At 74.0% G+C, this 19,682-nt stretch carries 16 protein-coding genes; 8 read left to right on the top strand and 8 right to left on the bottom strand.

The window, feature by feature from the left end:
* The first annotated feature begins 20 nt into the window (after window positions 1-20).
* Window positions 21-2,156 (top strand): SpoIIE family protein phosphatase, encoded by a 2,136-nt coding sequence (locus tag IEY78_RS02110; protein ID WP_189095784.1) that lies wholly within the window; start codon window positions 21-23, stop codon window positions 2,154-2,156.
* 200 nt (window positions 2,157-2,356) lie between these two features.
* Here IEY78_RS02110 and IEY78_RS02105 read toward each other — a convergent pair whose 3' ends face one another.
* The gene (locus IEY78_RS02105) at window positions 2,357-3,754 is read right to left on the bottom strand and encodes an NADP-dependent succinic semialdehyde dehydrogenase (RefSeq protein ID WP_189095783.1); all 1,398 of its coding nucleotides are present in this window, start codon (window positions 3,752-3,754) and stop codon (window positions 2,357-2,359) included.
* Between the two features lie 478 nt (window positions 3,755-4,232).
* Here IEY78_RS02105 and IEY78_RS02100 point away from each other — a divergent pair, with 478 nt between their 5' ends.
* The gene (locus IEY78_RS02100; RefSeq protein WP_229699649.1) at window positions 4,233-5,006 is read left to right on the top strand and encodes a L,D-transpeptidase family protein; all 774 of its coding nucleotides are present in this window, start codon (window positions 4,233-4,235) and stop codon (window positions 5,004-5,006) included.
* Window positions 5,007-5,097: 91 nt separating this feature from the next.
* Here the strand turns inward: IEY78_RS02100 and IEY78_RS02095 are convergent, their stop codons facing one another.
* The 3 genes from IEY78_RS02095 to IEY78_RS02085 all read right to left on the bottom strand — a co-directional run bounded on the left by IEY78_RS02095 (window position 5,098) and on the right by IEY78_RS02085 (window position 10,112).
* Window positions 5,098-6,438 (bottom strand): MFS transporter, encoded by a 1,341-nt coding sequence (locus IEY78_RS02095; RefSeq protein WP_229699648.1) that lies wholly within the window; start codon window positions 6,436-6,438, stop codon window positions 5,098-5,100.
* 127 nt (window positions 6,439-6,565) lie between these two features.
* The gene (locus IEY78_RS02090) at window positions 6,566-7,966 is read right to left on the bottom strand and encodes a type I glutamate--ammonia ligase (RefSeq protein ID WP_189095781.1); all 1,401 of its coding nucleotides are present in this window, start codon (window positions 7,964-7,966) and stop codon (window positions 6,566-6,568) included.
* Between the two features lie 82 nt (window positions 7,967-8,048).
* The gene (locus IEY78_RS02085; RefSeq protein ID WP_189095780.1) at window positions 8,049-10,112 is read right to left on the bottom strand and encodes a SpoIIE family protein phosphatase; all 2,064 of its coding nucleotides are present in this window, start codon (window positions 10,110-10,112) and stop codon (window positions 8,049-8,051) included.
* Between the two features lie 206 nt (window positions 10,113-10,318).
* On the opposite strand from IEY78_RS02085, the gene IEY78_RS02080 reads away from it, so the two are divergent.
* From IEY78_RS02080 to IEY78_RS02055, 6 genes are all read left to right on the top strand, one after another.
* Window positions 10,319-11,182, top strand: coding sequence for a TetR/AcrR family transcriptional regulator (locus IEY78_RS02080; protein ID WP_189095779.1), 864 nt, complete (start codon window positions 10,319-10,321; stop codon window positions 11,180-11,182).
* Between the two features lie 50 nt (window positions 11,183-11,232).
* Window positions 11,233-12,120, top strand: coding sequence for a beta-keto acid cleavage family enzyme (locus IEY78_RS02075; RefSeq protein ID WP_285508935.1), 888 nt, complete (start codon window positions 11,233-11,235; stop codon window positions 12,118-12,120).
* Window positions 12,121-12,168: 48 nt separating this feature from the next.
* On the top strand, window positions 12,169-13,140 hold the full coding sequence (locus IEY78_RS02070) for a 3-hydroxyacyl-CoA dehydrogenase NAD-binding domain-containing protein (RefSeq protein WP_189095778.1): 972 nt from the start codon (window positions 12,169-12,171) through the stop codon (window positions 13,138-13,140).
* Window positions 13,137-13,622 (top strand): thioesterase family protein, encoded by a 486-nt coding sequence (locus tag IEY78_RS02065; RefSeq protein ID WP_189095777.1) that lies wholly within the window; start codon window positions 13,137-13,139, stop codon window positions 13,620-13,622. The genes IEY78_RS02070 and IEY78_RS02065 overlap by 4 nt, the downstream gene beginning before the upstream one ends.
* Window positions 13,623-13,772: 150 nt before the next feature.
* Complete coding sequence (locus tag IEY78_RS02060; RefSeq protein WP_189095776.1) at window positions 13,773-14,105, top strand: DUF427 domain-containing protein; 333 nt, start codon at window positions 13,773-13,775, stop codon at window positions 14,103-14,105.
* Window positions 14,106-14,317: 212 nt separating this feature from the next.
* A complete protein-coding gene (locus IEY78_RS02055) occupies window positions 14,318-14,905 on the top strand; it encodes a DUF309 domain-containing protein (protein WP_373294055.1) in 588 nt (195 codons plus the stop codon).
* Between the two features lie 105 nt (window positions 14,906-15,010).
* On the opposite strand, the gene IEY78_RS02050 is transcribed toward IEY78_RS02055, so the two are convergent.
* From IEY78_RS02050 to IEY78_RS02035, 4 genes are all read right to left on the bottom strand, one after another.
* Window positions 15,011-16,180 carry a D-alanyl-D-alanine carboxypeptidase family protein gene (locus IEY78_RS02050; protein WP_229699647.1) on the bottom strand — a complete coding sequence of 390 codons (1,170 nt, stop codon included), beginning with the start codon at window positions 16,178-16,180 and terminating at the stop codon, window positions 15,011-15,013.
* A gap of 216 nt (window positions 16,181-16,396) precedes the next feature.
* On the bottom strand, window positions 16,397-17,620 hold the full coding sequence (locus tag IEY78_RS02045) for a cytochrome P450 family protein (protein ID WP_189095775.1): 1,224 nt from the start codon (window positions 17,618-17,620) through the stop codon (window positions 16,397-16,399).
* 220 nt (window positions 17,621-17,840) lie between these two features.
* Window positions 17,841-19,061, bottom strand: a complete 1,221-nt coding sequence (locus tag IEY78_RS02040; RefSeq protein WP_189095774.1) for an MAB_1171c family putative transporter — start codon at window positions 19,059-19,061, stop codon at window positions 17,841-17,843.
* Window positions 19,054-19,665 carry a hypothetical protein gene (locus tag IEY78_RS02035; protein WP_229699693.1) on the bottom strand — a complete coding sequence of 204 codons (612 nt, stop codon included), beginning with the start codon at window positions 19,663-19,665 and terminating at the stop codon, window positions 19,054-19,056. The genes IEY78_RS02040 and IEY78_RS02035 overlap by 8 nt, the downstream gene beginning before the upstream one ends.
* Window positions 19,666-19,682: the final 17 nt, after the last annotated feature.

Genomic DNA, 19,682 nt, shown 5'->3' with positions numbered 1-19,682 from the left:
GCCGCGAGGCGTGACGCGCCATGACCGGCCGGTTCGTGGAATCGCCCGGCGAGGACTACGACCCCCGGGCCGACCGGGACTGGCGTCCGGTCACCGAGGACGCGCCCGGGGTGTCGGACCGCGAGCCCATCGGCCTGCGCGAGCGGCTGTCACTCAACCGGATGGGCACCTTCGACTGGGATCTGGACGAGGGGTTCATGAACCTGGACCCCGGCGCCTTGGACGTCTTCGATCTGCGCCCGGACGAATACGACGGCGCGCCGATGTCGCTGGTCTCCCGGGTGCCTCCGGAGGAGGCCCTGCGGCTGGACGAGGCGCTCGCCCAGGCCCTGCGGGACGGCCACTCCTCCTACGGGTCCTACTTCCGCCTCCAGTGCCGCGACGGGACCCGGCGCTGGACCCACTCCCAGGGGCGGATCCTGCACGACGCGGACGGGACGCCGTACCGGATCATCGGCATCGTCCGGGAGGCGACCAGCGAGCTGGCGGACTCCGCGCTGCTGCGCTCGCTCCAGCAGGAGCGGCAGCGGCAGACCGTGATGGTGCAGCAGACCACCGCGGAGCTGGCCCGCGCGCTGTCCGTCAAGGACGTCACCCGGGTGCTCACCGACAGCGGCGGCGCCCGGCGGTTCGGGGCGGACGGGCTGCTGCTCGGGCTGGTCGAGAACGACCGGTTCGAGGTGATCGCCGCCGCGGGCCTGGCGGGCGAGGTGCCCGAGGACATGAAGACCTCGGCGCTGGACGACACCCTGCCGCTGGCCGACACCGCGCGCTCGCGGCGGCCGCTCTTCCTCAGCAGCCGCAGCGAGCTGATCACCCGCTTCCCCCGGCTGCGCCCGTACACCGAGGTGCTGCCGACCGGCAGCTCGGCGTACCTGCCGCTGGTGGCGCAGGACACCGTCATCGGGGCGCTGGGGCTGTTCAACGCGGAGCCCGCGGTGCAGTCGCCGGAGGCCAAGAACCTGGCGCTGGCGCTGGCCGGTGTGGTCGCCCAGTCGGTGCAGCGGGCGACCCTCTTCGACCAGGAGCGGGAGTTCGCGACGGGGCTCCAGGCGACGATGCTGCCGCGCCGGCTGCCGCCCCTGGCGGGCGGCGCGGTCACCGTGCGCTACCACCCGGCGAGCGTCGGGCGGGACGTCGGCGGCGACTGGTACGACGTCATCGCGCTGCCGCAGGGCCGCACCGGGCTGGTGGTCGGCGACGTCCAGGGCCACGACACCCACGCGGCCGCCGTGATGGGCCAGCTGCGGATCGCGCTGCGGGCCTACGCCAGCGAGGGGCACACGCCGGAGACCGTGCTGGTGCGGGCCTCCCGCTTCCTGTCCGAGCTGGACACCGAGCGCTTCGCCACCTGCACCTACATCCAGGCCGACCTGGAGTCCGGCGCGCTGCACCTGGCCCGGGCCGGCCATCTCGGCCCGCTGATCAGCAACAGCTCCCGGCACATCGACTGGCCCGAGGTCCGCGGCGGGCTGCCGCTGGGCCTGGCCACCGCCTTCGGGCACGACCACTTCCCGGAGACCCAGCTGTTCCTGGAGCCCGGCTCGACGCTGCTGCTGTGCACCGACGGGCTGGTCGAGCGCCCCGGCCACGACATCTCCTCCGGCATCGACGCGCTGTCCGAGGCCGTCCGCGAGGGCCCCACGGAGCTGGAGGCGCTGGCCGACCGGCTCTCGGACCAGCTGTGGGCCGCGCCCGGCTCGGAGGACGACATGGCGCTCCTGCTGCTGCACCGGCTCCCCGGCCCCGGGCCGGCCACCACTCCCCGGCTGCGGCTGCACGTCCACCAGGCCGACCCCTCGGGCACGGCGGAGGTCCGCGCGGCGCTGCGCCGCACTCTGGACCAGTGGCGGGCGGGCGCCGTCGCGCACCACATCGAGGTCGCCGCGTCCGAGCTGATCGCCAATGCGCTGACCCATACCGAGAGCGGCGCCCTGGTCTCCGTGGAGCTGCTGCCCGGCACCCCGCGGCGGATCCGGCTGGAGGTCGAGGACCGCTCCAGCCGGTGGCCGCGGCGGCGCAGCCCCGGGGAGACCGCCACCTCAGGGCGGGGGCTGATGCTGGTCGAGGCGTTCGCGGACCGCTGGGGCGCGGAGCCGCGCGGTGCGGGCAAGGCGCTGTGGTGCGAGTTCGCGGTACCGGACGGCTCGCGGTGACGTCCGCCAAACGGACTCCGCACATCTACTGACGGTCCGTCAGGCGCCTTGCAGGAAAGGGCATTTGGTGCCCGCCCGAGCGGCTCGGCACCGGCGCGCGGGAGGGCGGCCGAGCCGACCGACCTGGCCGTGGGCCGACTCGGCCTGACCGGACCGTACACCCTGAGCTCCGCGACGAAAACCGCGCCGGAACGAGCCGTTCAGTCCTCCGGCCCGTACCAGAGCGTCGTCATGTTGCAGAACTCCCGGATGCCGTGCCCGGACAGCTCCCGCCCGTAGCCGGAGCGCTTGGCGCCGCCGAAGGGCAGGCCCGGGTGCGAGGCGGTCATCCCGTTGAAGAAGACGCCGCCGGCCTGCACATCGCGGGCCAGCCGGGCCTGTTCGTCGGGGTCCCGGGTCCAGGCGTTGGAACTGAGCCCGAACGGCGTGTCGTTGGCGATCCGCACCGCCTCGTCCACGTCGGCGACTCGGTACAGCGTGGCCACCGGCCCGAACGCCTCCTCGTAGTGGATGCGCATGCCGGGGGTGATGTCCGAGAGCACCGTCGGCTCGTAGAACCAGCCCGCCGGGTGCTGTGCCGGCCGCCGCCCGCCGCACAGCGCCGTGGCGCCCTTGTGGACCGCGTCGTCGACGAGTTCCTCCAGGTCGGAGCGGCCCTGCTCGCTGGCGAGCGGCCCGACATCGGTCCCCTCGTCCATCGGGTCGCCGACGGTCAGCGCCGCCATCCGGTCGGTGAAGCGCCGGGCGAAGGCGTCGTAGATGTCGTCGTGCACGAGGAAGCGCTTGGCGGCGATGCACGACTGGCCGTTGTTCTGGACGCGCGCGGTGACCGCGACCCGGGCCGCCTTGTCGAGGTCGGCGGAGGGCAGGACGATGAACGGGTCGCTGCCACCGAGTTCGAGGACGGTCTTCTTGACCTCGTCACCGGCGACCGAGGCGACCGCGCGGCCGGCCGGCTCGCTGCCGGTCAGCGTGGCGGCGGCGATCCGCGGGTCGCGCAGGATGTCCTCGACGGCGCCGGAGCCGATCAGCAGGGTCTGGAAGCAGCCCTCGGGGTAGCCGGCGCGGCGGAACAGCTCCTCCAGGTACAGCGCGGTCTGCGGGACGTTCGAGGCGTGCTTGAGCAGTCCGGTGTTGCCGGCCATCAGGGCGGGTGCGGCGAACCGGACGACCTGCCACAGCGGGAAGTTCCACGGCATCACCGCGAGGACGGTGCCCAGGGGGCGGTAGCGCACCACGGCGCGGGCGGCGCCGGAGTCGCGGACGTCGGCGGGGTCGGGGTGCTCGTCGGCGAGCAGTTCCTCGGCGTGGTCGGCGTACCAGCGCATGGTCTTGGCGCACTTCGCGGCTTCCGCGCGCGCCTGGGCCAGCGGCTTGCCCATCTCCGTGGTCATCGTGCGGGCGATGTCGTCCTGGTCGCCGTCGAGCAGCTCGGCGGCCTTGTGGAGCAGTGCCCTGCGGTGCGCGAAGCTGGTGCGGCGGTGCTCCTGGAAGGCCTGGTCCGCCCGGACCAGATGGTCTTCGATCTCGCCCGCGTTGAGCGCGTCGAAGGTCTTCAGCGTCTCGCCGGTGGCCGGGTTGACCGTGGCGATGGCCATGGTCGGCACCTCCTTGGTGGGGCGGGCGCGCGCGCCCGCGGACGACGGGGTGACGGTCCGGGCGGCTCCTAGGAGAGCGGCGAGGGGGCCGGGGACGGCTCCGGGACCGGGTCGGGGTCGGGTCCGGGCGGCCGTGGGATCGGGGACGGTTCCGGCGGGATGGGGTCCGGCTGACCGGGCGGGCTCGGCGGGCCGGGCAGCGGGTCCGGGACGGGGTCCGGCGACGGGCCTCCCGGATCCGGGGTGGGCTGCGGATCGCGGTCGAGCGTGCGCTCGCCGCGCGGATGCGGTTGCCGCTGCACGATGGGCCTCCAGAATGAGACGTCTAGTGGCACATGGGCCCCGTACCCGAGTTTGGCCCGTCCATGGCCCCGGCGCACGACGGATTGCGGCGGACGGAGTGCGCGGGGGCGGAGGGCGGCGCATGTGACCTGATCGGGCGGCGCCCGGGGAGCCCGCCGCGCTCTACCGTGCGGTCATGCCCATGACGCGTACCAGGACGACGCCCCCTTCCGCGGCCGGGACCACGGCCGGCGCGGTCCGGACCGCGGCGCTGCCGGTGGCCGCGCTGCTCCTCGCGCTCTGCGTGCCCGCCCCGGCGGCCGCCCGCCCCGCGGACCCCGCCCTCCCGCTGCCCGCCCGGATGGCCGACACCGGGGGCGGCGGGCAGCTGATCACCGCCCGGGCGCGCACCCCGCGCGACACCACCGGGACGGTGGCGTGGTGGGAGCGGCGCAACGGCCGCTGGCGGCGGGCCGGTTGGGCGCCGGCGCGGTTCGGGGCCGGCGGGCTGACCGAGGGCCGCACCCGGGTGCAGGGCACCTCGACCACCCCGACCGGGCTGTATGACCTGCCGTTCGCGTTCGGCCTCGCGCCCGCGCCGCCCGGCACCACCGTCCCCTACCGCCGGGTCGGCGCGGACTCCTGGTGGTGCGAGGACAACGCCTCGGCCTCCTACAACCGCTGGGTGGCACCCCTGCCGGCGGACTGCGCGGCCGCCGAGTCCGAACGCCTGGCGGACTATCCCACGCAGTACGACCAGGCCCTGGTCACCGGCTTCAACTACCACCGTCCGGTGCACGGCCGCGGCGCCGGGATCTTCCTCCACGTCCAGGGGAAGGGCGCCACGGCCGGCTGTGTGTCCGTACCGGCCGGGGCGATGGCGCGGATCCTGTCCTGGGTGCGGCCGTCCCGGCATCCGCACCTCGCCATCGGCACGGCGCACGGACCGACCGCCCTCACCCGCTACTGACGCCGCCCGCCCGGGAGGCACGGGGAGAGCGGAGTCGCGCCGTGAGTGCCCGGGCGCCCCTGCGCACGAGTCGCCGCGGCGGGCCCGCTCCTCACGGCTGCGGGTCGCGGGCGTCGTAGCGGGCGAAGTCGCGGCGGGCCAGGCCCAGGGCGGTCACCACCAGCACGCAGGCCAGACCGCCGCCGATCACCGCGGTGGCCGGGGAGGTGAGATCGGCCGCCGACCCGGCCAGGAAGTCGCCCAGCCGCGGCCCGCCCGCGACCACCACGATGAAGACGCCCTGGAGCCGGCCGCGCATCGCGTCCGGCGTCGCGGCCTGGAGCATGGTGCTGCGGAACACCATCGAGACGGTGTCCGCGCAGCCGGCCACCGCCAGGAAGAACAGACCGAGCCAGAGGTGGCGGGACAGCCCGAAGCAGGCCACGGCCGCGCCCCAGGCGGCCACCGCCACCAGGATCGCCAGTCCGTGCCGGCGGATCCCGCCGAGCCAGCCGGAGAACAGCCCGCCCAGTACGGCGCCCACCGCGGGCGCGGCGACCAGCAGGCCGACCGTCTTGGCATCCCCGGCGAACCAGAGCACCGCGACCGCCGGAAACAGCGCCCGCGGCTGGGCCAGCACCATCGCCGCCAGGTCGGAGAAGAACGTCATCCGCAGATTCGGCCGGGTGGCGAGAAACCGCAGCCCGTCCAGGACGGAGGCCCGGCGCCGCGGCCCCTCCCCCTGGTCGGGCCGCATGGACGGCAGCCGCCACATCGCGTACAGCGAGCCGCCGAAGGCCACCACGTCGATCAGGTACGCGGTCTGGTAGCCCCACAGGCCGACGATGACGCCGCCCAGCATCGGCCCGCCCATCAGACCGAGGTTGCTGGTCAGGGAGTTGAGGGCGTTGGCGGCCGGCAGCTGCTCGGCGGGCAGCAGCCGCGGGATCATCGAGGAGCGGGCCGGCGAGTTCATCGCGAAGCAGACGGCCTGGACGGCGACGACGGAGTAGAGCAGCCAGACCCGGTGGAATCCGGCCATCGCGGCGACGGCCAGCGTGACGGACATCGCGGTGGCGCCCATGGCGCTGTACAGGCCCAGCGTGCGGCGGTCGACGGTGTCCGCGATGGCCCCGCCGTACAGCCCGAAGACCACCAGCGGGACCAGCGCGCACAGGCCCACCAGACCGACCGAGAAGGTGGAGTGGGTGAGCGCGTAGACCTGGAGGGAGACCGCGAGGGCGGTCATCTGCTGGCCCATCCAGGAGATGGTGTTGCCGCACCACAGGCGGCGGTAGTCCGGCGAGGTGCGCAGCGGGGTCAGATCGGCGAATATCCGGGAACGCAGGGGTATTTCGCCTTTTTCGGCAGTCGTTGTAGGGGCCACGCAGCGCAGTAAAGCATGCCGCCGGGACGGAAGGGGCGACAGGACGGGAACAGCCGCCCACCGCATTCGCCCCTTACATCCCGCCGCCTCCCACGGCGGCAGCCGGCCGGTTCACCGATGGCCGCGCGGACGCCGGCCGTCCGGTTCCGGGCCCACTACGCGCACGCGCCGGACGCCGCGCGCCCCGCGGGCCTCACCAGCGCCAGCGGGTGGCCGCGGCGATCTCCTCGGGCTCGCTGTCGGCGAAGTGGGCCTCCTCCGCGCGCCGCACGGCCAGGACCGCGCCGTGCAGCATCTCCCCCATCGCCTCGTGCAGCGGGGCCGACTTCTCCAGCTGGTCGGCGGCCTCGGTGAGGGTGGCGGGCAGCCGGACGATGCCGCGCCGGGCCCGTTCGCGGACGCCGAGCACGCCCGGGTCGCCGGTCTGCGGGGCGGGCAGCCGCGCCGCCGACTCGATGCCGTGCAGCCCGGCGGCGATGACCGCGCCGACGGCGAGGTACGGGTTGGCGGCGGCGTCGAAGGTCTTCAGCTCGGCGTGGCCGCCGTCCGGGTCGTCGGGGGCGCCGGTGATCAGCCGCAGCGCCGCCTCCCGGTTCTCCACCCCCCAGCACTGGTAGACGCCGGCCCAGTGGGAGGGTTGGAGCCGCAGATAGCTGGCGGGTGAGGGGCAGCCGATGGCGAGCAGGGCGGGCAGGGCGGCGACGAGGCCGCCGAGGAAGGCCACCGCATCGGGCGCCAGCCCCCATTCGGCGCCGGGGGCGCGGTGCAGGCTGGCGCCGTCGCGGTAGAGGCCGAGGTGGAGGTGGCAGCCGTTGCCGACCTGGCCGGCGACGAACGACGGGGCGAAGGAGGCGCGCAGCCCGTGCCGGGCGGAGACGGCGCGGACGGTCTCGCGGACCAGCACCACGTCGTCGGCGGCGCGGACCGGGTCGGCGGGGGCGGTGGTGACCTCGAACTGGCCCGGGGCGTACTCGGGGTGGAGCTGGAGGACGTCGAGCCCCTGGACGCCGAGCGCCTCGGTGACGTCCCGGAGGTAGTCGGAGAGTTCGACGACCCGCGTCATGCCGTAGGCGGGGCCCGCGCAGGGGAAATCGAGCGCCTCGTCCGCGCCGGCGGCGGCCGGGCCGTGCCCCGCCGGGGCGCGGGTGACGATCCACTCCGTCTCGAAGCCCATCCGCAGTTGCAGGCCGGCCGCGGCGGCCCGGTCCACCATCCGCCGGGCGAACTGCCGCTGGCAGGCGGGGTGCGGGCGGCCGAGCTGGTCGTAGCGGTCCACCGGCGCCCAGGCCCAGCCGGGCTGGGCGGCGAGCGGGACGACGCGGTCCAGGTCGGGGAGGAGCCGCAGGTCCCCGTCGGGCCCGCCGACCTGGTCGGAGGCGGTGATGTCGTCGTAGGAGGTGAAGACGTCGAAGACCGGCGACATCCCGACGCCGCGCTGGGCCGCCGCCGCGAACCGCTGCACAGGAACGGTCTTGACGCGGACGATGCCCGCGTTGTCCACCCAGGTCAGCGCGGTGTTCAGCACGCCTTCCGCGGTCAGTTGCGCCGCCAGCCGGCGGGCTTCCTCGCGCTGTTCCGGTGCCCGCGATGCCATAGAACCGTCCTCACTCGACCGTGCCGAACCCTCGGCGCCCGCTGTGCCGACTGCCGCCCGCCGCGGCCCGATACCGCGCGGGTCAGGAGCAGTTGAACTCGCACCATACGCACTTTCCGCTGCCGCGCGGTTCCACACCCCACACATCGGCCAGGCGGTCGACGAGGAGCAGTCCGCGGCCCGAGACCCCGGCCTCCCCCGGCTCGCGGCGGCGCGGCAGGCTGCTGGAGTGGTCCTCGACCTCCAACCGCAACAGCCGCCCGACGCTGTGCGGCATACGGATGTTGACGACCGCCTCGCCGTCGGTGTGCAGCAGCGCGTTGGTGATCAGCTCATCGGCGACCAGTTCGATCTCCTCGGCCCGCTCGGCGGCGCCCCAGGCGCGCACCGCGGCCCGGATCATGTGCCGTGCGGCCGACAGCCCGTCGGGGTCGGCGGGGGCGATGTGCTGGCGGAACCGTCCGACGGTGTCGTGCTCCGGGACGCCGAGGCGGCGCAGCAGCAGCAGCGCCATGTCGTCCTCGCCGGTCCGCACGTCCGCCGACTCGCAGAGCCGGTCGGCGAGTTGCTGGACGTCCTGGGGGCCGTCGCGGACCTCGCGGGCCAAGTGCCGCATCCCGACGTCGAGATCGGTGCCGGGCTGCTCGACGATGCCGTCGGTGCACAGCAGCAGGGTGTCGCCGGGGGCGAGCTGCACGGTGGTGACGGGGTAGTCGAGCCGGCGGAACTCGGAGGCGATGCCGAGCGGCAGCCCGCCGGCCACCGGCAGTCTGCGGCAGATGCCCTCGGCGTGCCGCAGCAGCGGGTCGATATGGCCGGCCCGGACGATCCGGGCCGCGCCGGTGCTCAGGTCCGCGTCGACATAGGTGCAGGTCGCGAAGCGGTCGGTGTCCAGCTCGTGGAGGAAGGCGGAGGCCCGCGCCACGACGGTGGCCGGGGCGTGCCCCTCGGCGGCGTAGGCGCGCAGCACGATCCGCAGCTGGCCCATCAGCGCCGCGGCATGGGTGTCGTGGCCCTGGACGTCGCCGATGACGGCGGCGACCCGGCCGTCGGGCAGCGGGATGACGTCGTACCAGTCGCCGCCGATGTCCCGGCCCATGCGGGCGGAGCGGTAGCGCACGGCGATCTGCGCGTGCGGGACGCCGGGGATCCGCCGGGGCAGCATCGCCTGCTGGAGGCCCGCGGCGAGATCGTGCTCCTGGTCGTAGAGCATGGCGCGGGCCAGGCTCTGCGCGATGCTGCTGCCCAGTGCCAGCAGGACGCTGCGCTCCTGGTCGCGGAAGTCGCTCTCGCGCTCGAAGAACAGGCCGATCACGCCGATCGGGCGGCCCTGGGCGATCAGCGGCAGATAGGCGGCGGAGTTGACGTTCAGCGGCTCGATGGCCGGCCACAGCCGCGGCCAGCCGTGCCGGAACTCCGCGCGGCTGGACACATACCGCGGGGTGAGGGTGCGGACCACCTCGCTCATCGGGAATTCGTCGCCCACCCGCGTGTACTCCAGGTCCGGCACGAAGCTGCCCGCCTTGCCCTCGGAGATCAGCCGGATGCGGCCCGCCTCGACGAGGCCGAGGATCACGTTCTCCGCGCCCAGCCGGCTCAGCCCCTGCTCGTCGGCGAGCACGGCGATCACCTCGCCGACCGTCCGGGCGTGCGCCAGGGCGGCGGTGGTGCGCTCGACGACGCTGGTGTGCCGGCGGCGCTCCTCGTCGCCGGCGACCCGCTCCGCCGCGTGGGTGTACTCGTGGCTGGCGTCGCGGACCACGCCGATGATGCGGCGGGGCCGGCCGCCGCCGTCCCGGCGGATGCTGCCCTGGCTGTGAGTCCAGCGCAGTTCGCCGTCGCGCAGCCGCACCCGGAAGTAGGCGCCGTAGGAGTCGCTGCCGTCCTTGAGGGCGCGGGCGACCAGTGCGTCGAGCCGGGCGGCCTCATGGGGCGGGAGGTGGCACCGCAGGCTCTCGGGGCGGTCGTCGTAGTCCCCCGGGAGCATGTCGAACACCTCGAGGGCGGGCGCGTCCAGGTGCATCAGCCCGCTGTCGAGGTCCCAGTCGAAGCCGCCCATCCCGTTGAGGGCCAGGGTCAGGTCCGGGTGGGCGGGCCAGTCGTCCGGCACCGACACGGTGGGCCGTTTCGCTCCCCGGTCAGCCATGACGTCACTTTGCCACATTCACCCGGATTGCGACGTATCCAGGATATCGGCGCGAAGCCGTCCGGCACACCCTCCCGCCGAACTGACTCATGCATCAGCCACCTCCGCATCACTCGCCCGGCATCCGCCGGAACAAGCTGATGAAGCCCCTAGCCCCTGCCCCACACCATTGCGATGATCTCAACGCGCTGTTACGGTCCCGGACCATGGACGACACCCCCGGAGACCGGGTCACCGACGACAGCGGCGATGTCACCGACCGTGTCCGCCAGGTGATCGGCCGGCTCGGCTGCAGCCACCGCGAATTCGCCCGCCGGATCGTGATGGACCCCTCGAAGCTGTCCCGGTCGCTGGGCGGCACCCGCCGCTTCACACTCGCCGAGATCGTGCGGATCGCCGATATCGGCGCGGTCGACACCGGCTGGCTGCTCGGCGCCCCGGCCCGGCCCGCACCGGCGGCCGACCGCGCGCCGGCGGCCGTCCCCGAGGGCGGCCGGCCGCTGCAGATCGTGCGGGAGACCGTCCGGCTGATCGCCGAACACGGCTTCCACGCCGTACGGGTCGCCGATATCGCGGCCGCCTGCGGCACCAGCACCGCCGCCGTCCACTACCACTTCCCCGGCCGCGACGAGCTGCTGGAGGCCGCGGTGCGCTGGTGCATGGACGAGGACACCGAACGCCGCGCCGCCGGACTGGCCGAGGCCCCCGACGCGCACGCCGAGCTGCTGCATCTGATCGCGCTGCAGACCCCGCGCACCGCGCAGCAGCGCCGCCAGTGGCTGGTCTGGCTGGATCTGTGGGCCCAGGCCGCCCGCTCCACCGCCGTCGGCCGGCTCCACGAGCACTACTACCGGCAGTGGCGCACCACGGTCGCCGAGGTCGTCCGGCGCGGCGTCGACCAGGGCGTCTTCCGCGCCGTCGATCCGGAGTTCACCGCACTGCGGCTGACCGCGCTGATCGACGGCCTGGCCACGCAGGTGCTGGCCACCGCGCCGGACAGCACCGGTCCCGACACCATGCACACGGCCCTGCTGGCCTTCGTGACGAGCGAACTCACCCCCGCCGACTGACGCCCCCGCCCCGCGCCCCCGAGGCACCCCACCCCACCGAAGGGATCCCCGTGAACAACGAGGTCATCATCACCTGTGCGCTCACCGGCGCCGGTGACACCGTCCGCCGCTCCCCGCACGTCCCGGTGACGCCCGAGCAGATCGCCGCCTCGGCCGTGGAGGCGGCGTCCGCGGGCGCCGCCGTCGTGCACATCCACGTCCGCGACCCCGAGACCGGCGACCCGTCCCGCGATCCGCGGCTGTACGCGGAGGTGGTCGAGCGGATCAAGGAGTCCGGCACCGATGTCGTCATCAACCTCACCGCCGGCATGGGCGGCGACCTGGTGATCGACCCGGAGCGGCCGCTGCGGCAGCTGCCCGGCACGGACCTGGTGAGCGGCCTGGAGCGGCTGCCGCACGTCGAGGAACTGCTGCCCGACATCTGCACCCTGGACTGCGGATCCCTCAACTTCGGGGACGGCTCCAGCCTCTACGTCTCCACGCCCGACATGCTGCGGGCCGGCGCCCGGCGCATCCAGGAGCTGGGCGTACGGCCCGAGTTGGAGATCTTCGACACCGGTCAGCTGTGGTTCGCCAAGCAGCTGCTGGCCGAGGGGCTGCTGGACGATCCGACGGTCTTCCAGCTGTGCATGGGTATCCCGTGGGGCGCCCCGGCCGACCCCGGAGTGCTCCAGTCCATGGTGCACATGCTGCCCGAGGGCGCCCAGTGGGCGAGTTTCGCGCTCGGCCGGATGCAGCTGCCGTGGGCCGCCCAGTCGATCCTCCTCGGCGGCAATGTCCGGGTCGGCCTGGAGGACAACCTCTACCTCAGCAAGGGCGTCAAGGCCACCAACGGGCAGCTGGTCGAACGTGCCGTGCAGCTCACCGAGCTGCTCGGCGCCACGGTCGCCACCCCCGACCAGGCCCGCGCCCGCCTGGGACTGAAGCCGCGCGGCTGACCCCGTACGCCCCTCCCGCCCCTACCTCCCCACCTGGAGCCGCCCGCCATGTCCGAGACCACCCCCGCCCCTTGCGCCCCCGAGGACGTACGCCGTGTCGCCTGTATCGGCGCCGGAGTGATCGGTGGCGGCTGGGCCGCCCACTTCCTCGCCCGCGGCTACGACGTCACCGCCTGGGACCCGGCCCCCGACGCCGAGGAGAAGCTCCGCCGCCTGGTCGCCGCCGCCTGGCCCGCACTGGAACAGATGGGCACGGCCGAGGGGGCGGCGCCGGAGCGGCTGACCGTGGCGGGCTCACTCGCCGAGGCGGTCGCCGACGCGGACTTCGTCCAGGAGAGCGCCCCCGAGAAGCTGGAGCTGAAGCGCTCGCTGCTCGCCGAGCTGACCGCCGCGACCCGGCCGGGCGTGGTCATCGCCTCCTCGACCTCCGGCTACCCGATGACCGACATGCAGACCTCGGCCGGCGACCCCGGCCGCCTGGTCGTCGGCCACCCCTTCAATCCGCCGTACCTCATCCCGCTGGTCGAGGTCGTCGGCGGCGAGCGGACCGACCGCGCCGCCGTCGACTGGGCGTCCCGCTTCTACAAGGCGGCCGGCAAGTCCGTCCTCACCATGGACCGCGAGCTGCCGGGCTTCATCGCCAACCGCCTCCAGGAGGCACTGTGGCGCGAGGCGCTGCACATGGTCGCGAGCGGCGAGGCCACGGTCGAGGACATCGACGCCTCGATCACCGAAGGGCCGGGACTGCGCTGGGCGTTCATGGGCCCCTGCCTGACCTTCGCGCTGGCCGGCGGCGAGGGCGGTATGGCGCACATGCTCGACCACTTCGGCCCGTCCCTGAAGTCGCCGTGGACCCGGCTGGAGGCGCCCGAGCTGGACCGCGCGCTGCGCGACGCCATGGTCGAGGGCTGCGACCGGGCGGCGGGCGACCGCAGCTACGCGGACCTGGTCGCCGCGCGCGACCAGGGCGTCATAGACGTGCTCCGCGCCACCGGCCGACTGGGAGGCACCGCCCGATGAGCAACCACCCGCCGGAGCACCTTCCCCCGGAGGGCCTCCCGCTCTTCCGCCGCACGGTCCAGGACGACTGGATCGACTACAACGGCCACCTCAGCGAGGCCTACTACGTCCTGGTCTTCGGCTTCGCGACCGACGCCCTGATGGCGGCCGCCGGCCTCGGCCCGTCCTACCGCGAGCGCTCCGGCTGCTCCCTCTACACGGTCGAGACCCATGTCCGCTATCTCCGGGAGGTGGCCCGCGGCACCGAACTCACCGTCCGGACCACGGTGTTGGGGGTCGACGGCAAGAAGCTCCGCTTCCTCCACGAGATGTTCGCCGGTGAGCCGACGGGTGAACCGGTGGCCACCGGGGAGCAGTTCACCCTGCACGTCGACCGGGCCGCGGGCCGCTCGGTGCCCCTGCCGGAGGCCACCCGCGCCTTCCTCGCCGGCCTGGTCGCGCCCGCACCACCTTGGGCGGGGCACGGCATCCGCGAGGTGTGAGGCACACGGGATACGGGCGGGGGCTGCCAGCCACGGCCGCCCCTCGCCCGTTTCCCGCCGCCGGATGCCGCGCGGGAGCGCCGTTGTCCTACCCCGGTGCCATCCTGGGAGGCGGGCGACACCCCACGGACCCGGCAAGGAGACCCGACCATGAGCACGACGCAAGGCCACCACATCGACGTCACGCAGGGCACCGAGCACGTCCGCGTCGAGATCGACGGCAAGCTGATCGCCGAGAGCAGCCGCCCCCTCCTGCTCGCGGAGACCGGCTACCCGGTGCGCTACTACTTCCCGCCCGAGGATGTACGGACCGAGCTGCTGGTCCCCTCCGACACGCACACGGTGTGCCCGTTCAAGGGCACGGCCTCCTACTGGTCGCTGCCCGGCGGCCCGGAGGACGTCACCTGGGCCTACCCCGAGCCGCACGACCAGGTCGCCCCGATCAAGGATCACTTCTGCTTCTACGAGGTCGAGCGGGACTGACGCCGGCCGGCCCCACCCCGCACAATCGAAGGGTGAACCCCGCGGACAAGACCCCCGACACCCCGAACCCGCCCCCGCCCCGGACGCCCGGCCCCCCCTGGCCCGGCGAGCAGGGCGGCGACCCGGCCTGCTGGCTGGACCAGGTGTGCGAGGCCTGCGGCCGGATCCGCGAACGGCCCGGCGGCGAGGCCTGCGCGTACTGCGGCGCGGGGGTGGCGGACGGCGCGGACGACGGTGCGGGCGGCCCGGACAGTGCGGACGGCTCGGACACTACGGGCGGCGACACGCCCGCCGCCGTCACCCCCGAGCAGCCCACCGCGCTCCGCCGGGACCGCGACGAGGAGGGCCGGGCCCGCAGCGCCCGCCCCCGCGACGGACTCGGCCGCCCGCTCCCCTACGGCTCCCCCGGGGTGGCACGCCAGCCCGAGGGGGTGTCCCGCACGCCCGCGCAGTCGCTGGCGGAAGCCCAGCGGCTGCTCGACGACGGGATGCCGTTCCACGCCCACGAGGTGCTGGAGGACGCCTGGAAGGCGGCGCCGGAAGCGGAGCGCGAGCTGTGGCGCGGACTCGCCCAGCTCGCGGTGGGACTCACCCATGCGGCACGCGGCAACGCCGTGGGCGGCAAAGCGCTGCTCGACCGGGGGGCCTCGGCCCTCGCGCCGTATGCCGAGGCGGCCCCCCACGGGATCGACATCGCGGGGCTGCTCGCCTGGTCCCGGGAGCTGACCGGATGTCTGGCCGGCTCCGGGGCCGTATCGGCCGCGGAGACCGCACCCCGGCTCCGGACCGCCGACGCATGAGGAAGGGGCTCCGCGAGGACATGCGGAGCCCCTTCTTTTGGTCGTACGGCGAGACCTCCGGTGCGCACCGTCCATAGGCCCGCACCGGCCGCCAGCGGTACGGTCCTACGCCGTGCCGCGCCGCTCGCCACCGCGGCCGCGCGCCTGGCGCCGGCCGGTCAGCAGGGCGCCCAGCCCGATCGCCCCGACACCCGCGCCGCCGGCCCCCAGGACCAGGGCCGAGCGCCAGGCCGCACCACCGCGGACCTCGGCCCCGGTGACATCCGCCGCCACCGGACCCGGCCGGGCCCCGCCGTCGTAGGAGGCGTTCACGGCGTGCAGGGTGCCCACCGGCTCGGCCTTGCCCTCGGCGCCGAAGCCCCAGTCGAGCAGCGAACCGGCCTCCTTGTAGACGCCGTTGGCCTGCTTCGACTGCGGGTTCATCACGGTGACCAGCAGGGTGCGGCCGTTGCGGCGGGCGGCGGCGATCAGGGTGTTGCCGGCCTGGGAGGTGTAGCCGTTCTTCACGCCGATGATGCCGGGGTAGCGGGACAGCCCGTGCGAGCCCACCAGCATGCGGTTGGTGTTCTCGATCCGGGTGGCACCGCCGGCGCCGGGGAACAGGGCGCTGGGGGTCGAGCAGTAGCGGGCGAAGTCGGCGTTGGCGAGCCCGGCACGGGCGAAGACCGTCAGGTCGTACGCCGAGGACACCTGGCCGGGCGCGTCATACCCGTCCGGGGACTTGACGGTGGTGTCGCGCCCGCCGAGCCTGCGGGCGGTCTGCTGCATCTCCCGCGCGGTGGTCCGCCAGCCGCCGTTCATCGACGCCAGCACATGCACCGCATCGTTGCCGGAACGCAGGAAGACCCCGCGCCACAGATCGGCGACGGTGTAGCTGCGGCCCTGCCGGACGCCGACGACGCTGCTGCCCGCCCCGACGCCCGCGAGGTCCGACGAGCTGACCTGGCGCACGGTGCCGGAGGGGAACTTGGGCAGGACGGTGACCGCGAACAGCGTCTTGAGGGTGCTGGCCGGGGCCAGCTTCCGGTGCGGGCTCTTGGTGGCCAGCACATTGCCGGTGTCCGCGTCGGCCACCATCCACGAGAGTGCGGACAGCCCGTCGGGCAGCGCCGGTATGCCGGGGGCGGTGACGGCCCGCACCCCGGCATCGCGCGCACCGGACTGACGGGTCGTCGCCCCGTCCGCCGCGGCCGGTATGCACGCCAGTGAGACCCCGGCGGCGGCGAGAAGTACCGTCGACGCCGCCTTCTTGGACATCCGCGAGTGAAGTGCCATGGCGTCACGCTATGGAGTGGAGCGGACACGCGCAGCACAGTTGAGCCAGACGGACCACGAGGGCGCCACCGACACGGCGTGTCGCGACTGCAAACAGCGCAAACACCCAAAGAAGAGGCCCGCCCGGTGCGACGGGGGATGCACACCGGGCGGGCTCAGACACCTTTTTACCGCATGAGCGAACGGTTATGCCTCAAAAACTTGTTCGTCTGCCGACTACCAGGCGACGGGCAGCGAAATCAGGCCACGCGAGCGGAGGGACCTGCGATGCCGCAATTCACTACGGGGGACGTCCAGTCGCAGCCCCGGGAAACGGGCGAGGAGCGCCTCGATCGCGGTGACGGCCTCCATCCGGGCCAGCGGCGCGCCGAGGCAGTAGTGGATGCCGTGCCCCATGGCGAGGTGGCCGGACAGGTCCCGGCCGCGATCCAGCACGTCCGGGGCGGGGAAGCGCGCGGGGTCGCGGTTCGCGGACGCGATCGACAGCAGCACGCTGTCCCCGGCCGGGATCCGCACGCCGCCGATCTCCAGGTCCTCGCGGGGAAAGCGGCGGATCGCCAGCGGACCGGGGCTGTCGAAGCGCAGGAACTCCTCCACGGCGGGCGGCAGTTCGGCTGGATTGTGCTGCAACTGACGCAGTAGTTCCGGGTGGTCCAGCAGGCCGAGCACGGCGTTGCCGATGAGATGGACGGTGTTCTCGTATCCGGCGAAGAGGATGAGGAAGGCGAGCGAGGTCAGCTCGTCCTCGGTGAGCCGGTCGCCCCCTTCGTCCCCGGGCTCGTCATCGCGGACCGCGATCAGGTCCGAGAGCAGGTCGTCGCCCGGCTCGGCGCGCTTGGCCGCGATCAGCCCGGTGTAGAACTCCAGCATCGCGCCGATCGCGTGCTTCATCGCCTCCGGCCGGCTCGGGTCGGGCGTGATCAGCGCGTCCGACCAGGCCAGGAAGTCCCGGCGGTCGCGCTGCGGGATACCGAGCAGATCGCAGATCACGGTGATCGGCAGCGGACCCGCGTAGTCGGCGATCAGGTCCGCGCGGCCGCGCCCGGCCATCGCGTCCAGCAGCTCGTCGGCGACCCGCCGCACGGGCGCCCGCAGCGTCTCGACCCGGCCCGGGGTGAACGCCTTGACCACCAGGCGGCGGACCCGGGTGTGGTCCGGCGGGTCCATGTTCAGCAGATTGGCGTCCAGCGCGGGCGGCAGCGCGAAGCCACGGTATCCGCCGGGCCCGGCATGGCGCTTGTCCAGGGAGAGCCGGGGATCGGCCAGGGCGCTGCGGACATCGTCGTAGCGGGTGACCAGCCAGGCGGGGCTGCCATCGGCGCCGGTGATCCGATGTACCGGGCCGGCCTCGCGCAGGGCGGCGTAGGCGGCGTGCGGATCGTCGAGGAGGGGCGTCACGTCGAGGGGTGCGTCGGGGCCGGTCTCGGCGGTGTTCTGCATGGGCCCGACTCTAGGCCGTGGCCCCGAAGTCCCGCCCGGCACACGACGCCTGGCACGCACCCTCGCTGCCGACCTCGGCCTTCCACGGTCCGCGGTGCCCGGTCTGCGGTCTGCGGTCCCGCAATGCCGCGAGGACGGTACCGGTGGAAGAACCGGTACCGCCTCGGCGGTACGGGTGGCCCGGACCCCCGTCCCGGGCCACCCCGTCTCAGGGTGTTCCTCAGCCGCGCGCCAGCGCGCTGCGCTGCCGCAGTTCGGTGAGCACGGTGTCGATCAGCGGCGAGTGGTAGACATCCGCCACCAGGGCCAAGTGCTCGTACTCCGCGGCGAGTTCGGCCGGTTCGCTGCCGCTGGCGACCACCACGCTGTCCGCGCCGTGCCGGGGCACATGACCGACCGCACGGTTCTCCAGCCCGCGGCGGAGTGCGGCGGCCTCCGCGACGGCCGCCAACTGCCGGTCGTCCAGGGCGACCGCACGGGCCCGCTCCCGGGCGACATCGACGGCGTCGGACTCCACATGGCGCCGGATGCCGCGCTGCACGTCGCGGATCTCCGCCATCTGCCGGTTGGCCCGCCACTCCAGATCGGCGAACGGCCAGCGCACGGACCATGCCGAGGTCTCCATCGTCACCTCCGGGGTCTGCGCGGTGACGGTCCGCCAGAGCGGGGAGAGCCGGCGCAGCCGGCGCCAGGCGGCGACCCGGGGGCCGGCCGCCGGCAGGGCGAATCCGGCGAGGACCATGAGGGCCGCGACCGAGGCGCTCAGCGGGGCCACGCCGTTGGAGAGCCACAGCGCCGGATGGCCCGCCCAGGACAGGACGAAGCCGATGACCTTGCACGCGCAGTAGACGAGGCCCAGCCAGCAGCCCGCGGCCAGCACCCGCAGTCCGCGCGCCAGATGGGTGCCGCCGAGCCGGGCGGCGTAGCGCGGGCACAGCGTGCCCAGGGCCGCCGAGGCGAAGCCGAAGATGGCCAGGTACAGCACCAGGAACAGCATCACGCCGGGCGAGTCGGTGTACGCGGTGCTGAAGTCACGGGGATGCTCGACGGAGTCCGGCCGGCCGACCAGGAACCCGGCGATCGCCACCGCCCAGAGTGCGGCCACACCCCCGACGGCGGCCCGCGCCCTGACCCGTGCCCGGGCCTTCCCGGCCGCGCCCTCCCCCGCCGTCCAGCGCAGCAGCAGCACCAAGGCGCCCGCGGCGAACATCACGACGGAGGAGTAGAGGAACACCATGGCGAGGTTCGCCACCCCGGCCACCCGGTCGAACGCCCGGTAGAGGCTGGGCGCGGAGAACAGGAAGACCGTGGCCACCCCGCCGGTCATCACACAGGCCAGCCCCAGATCCGCGTTGCTGCGGTCACGGAACCAGGCGACGGACTTGTATCCGACGATGACCCAGGCGGCCAGCCCGAACGACAGATAGAGGGCGTCAAACACGCGAGCCCCCGTTCCCGGCCGCGTCCGCACCGGCGTCCTCGGGTCCCGCGCCGCCTACCGGAACTCCCTGCTGGCGCCGGATGTGCTGGAGCGCGGGCCCGAGCGCCGCCGCCAGCTCGGCCGCCTGTCCCTCCAGAGGGAGTTCACGCTCGGCGGCGGACGGCGCCACCTGCTCCATCAGCAGCGTGCCGAGCACCTCGGTCTCCCGCTCGGCGAGGTTGTCATAGCCGTGGTGCCGGGCGAAGCCCATGGTCAGGCCCATCCGGCGCATGGCGGTGGCGACATCGACGGACGGTGTCCACAGCTTCAGCGCGTCCTCGGTGACCGAGGGGTCCTGGTCGTGTCCCAGCAGGAGGTGGCTCAGCTCGTGCAGCACGATGTGCGCCTGGTGCCACGGCGAGGTCTTGAGCTCGTAGAACACCCAGTAGCCGTCGTCGGTGACGGCCGTCATCCCGGAGACCACGCCGCCCAGGCTCATCGGCACCAGATGGACGGGCCGCGCCACCCGCGCGGCGACGATGTCACACATCCCGCGCAGATCGATTGCGGCGGGCAGCGCCAGCTCCTTGATCAGCTGCTTGCACCGCCTGCGTATCTGCCCCACTCGCATGCTCGTCCCGT

The organism is Streptomyces kronopolitis (assembly GCF_014646275.1).
Classification (GTDB): domain Bacteria; phylum Actinomycetota; class Actinomycetes; order Streptomycetales; family Streptomycetaceae; genus Streptomyces; species Streptomyces kronopolitis.
The sequence above is the reverse complement of the archived record's forward strand: the minus strand, read 5'-3'. Positions and strand labels throughout refer to the sequence as shown.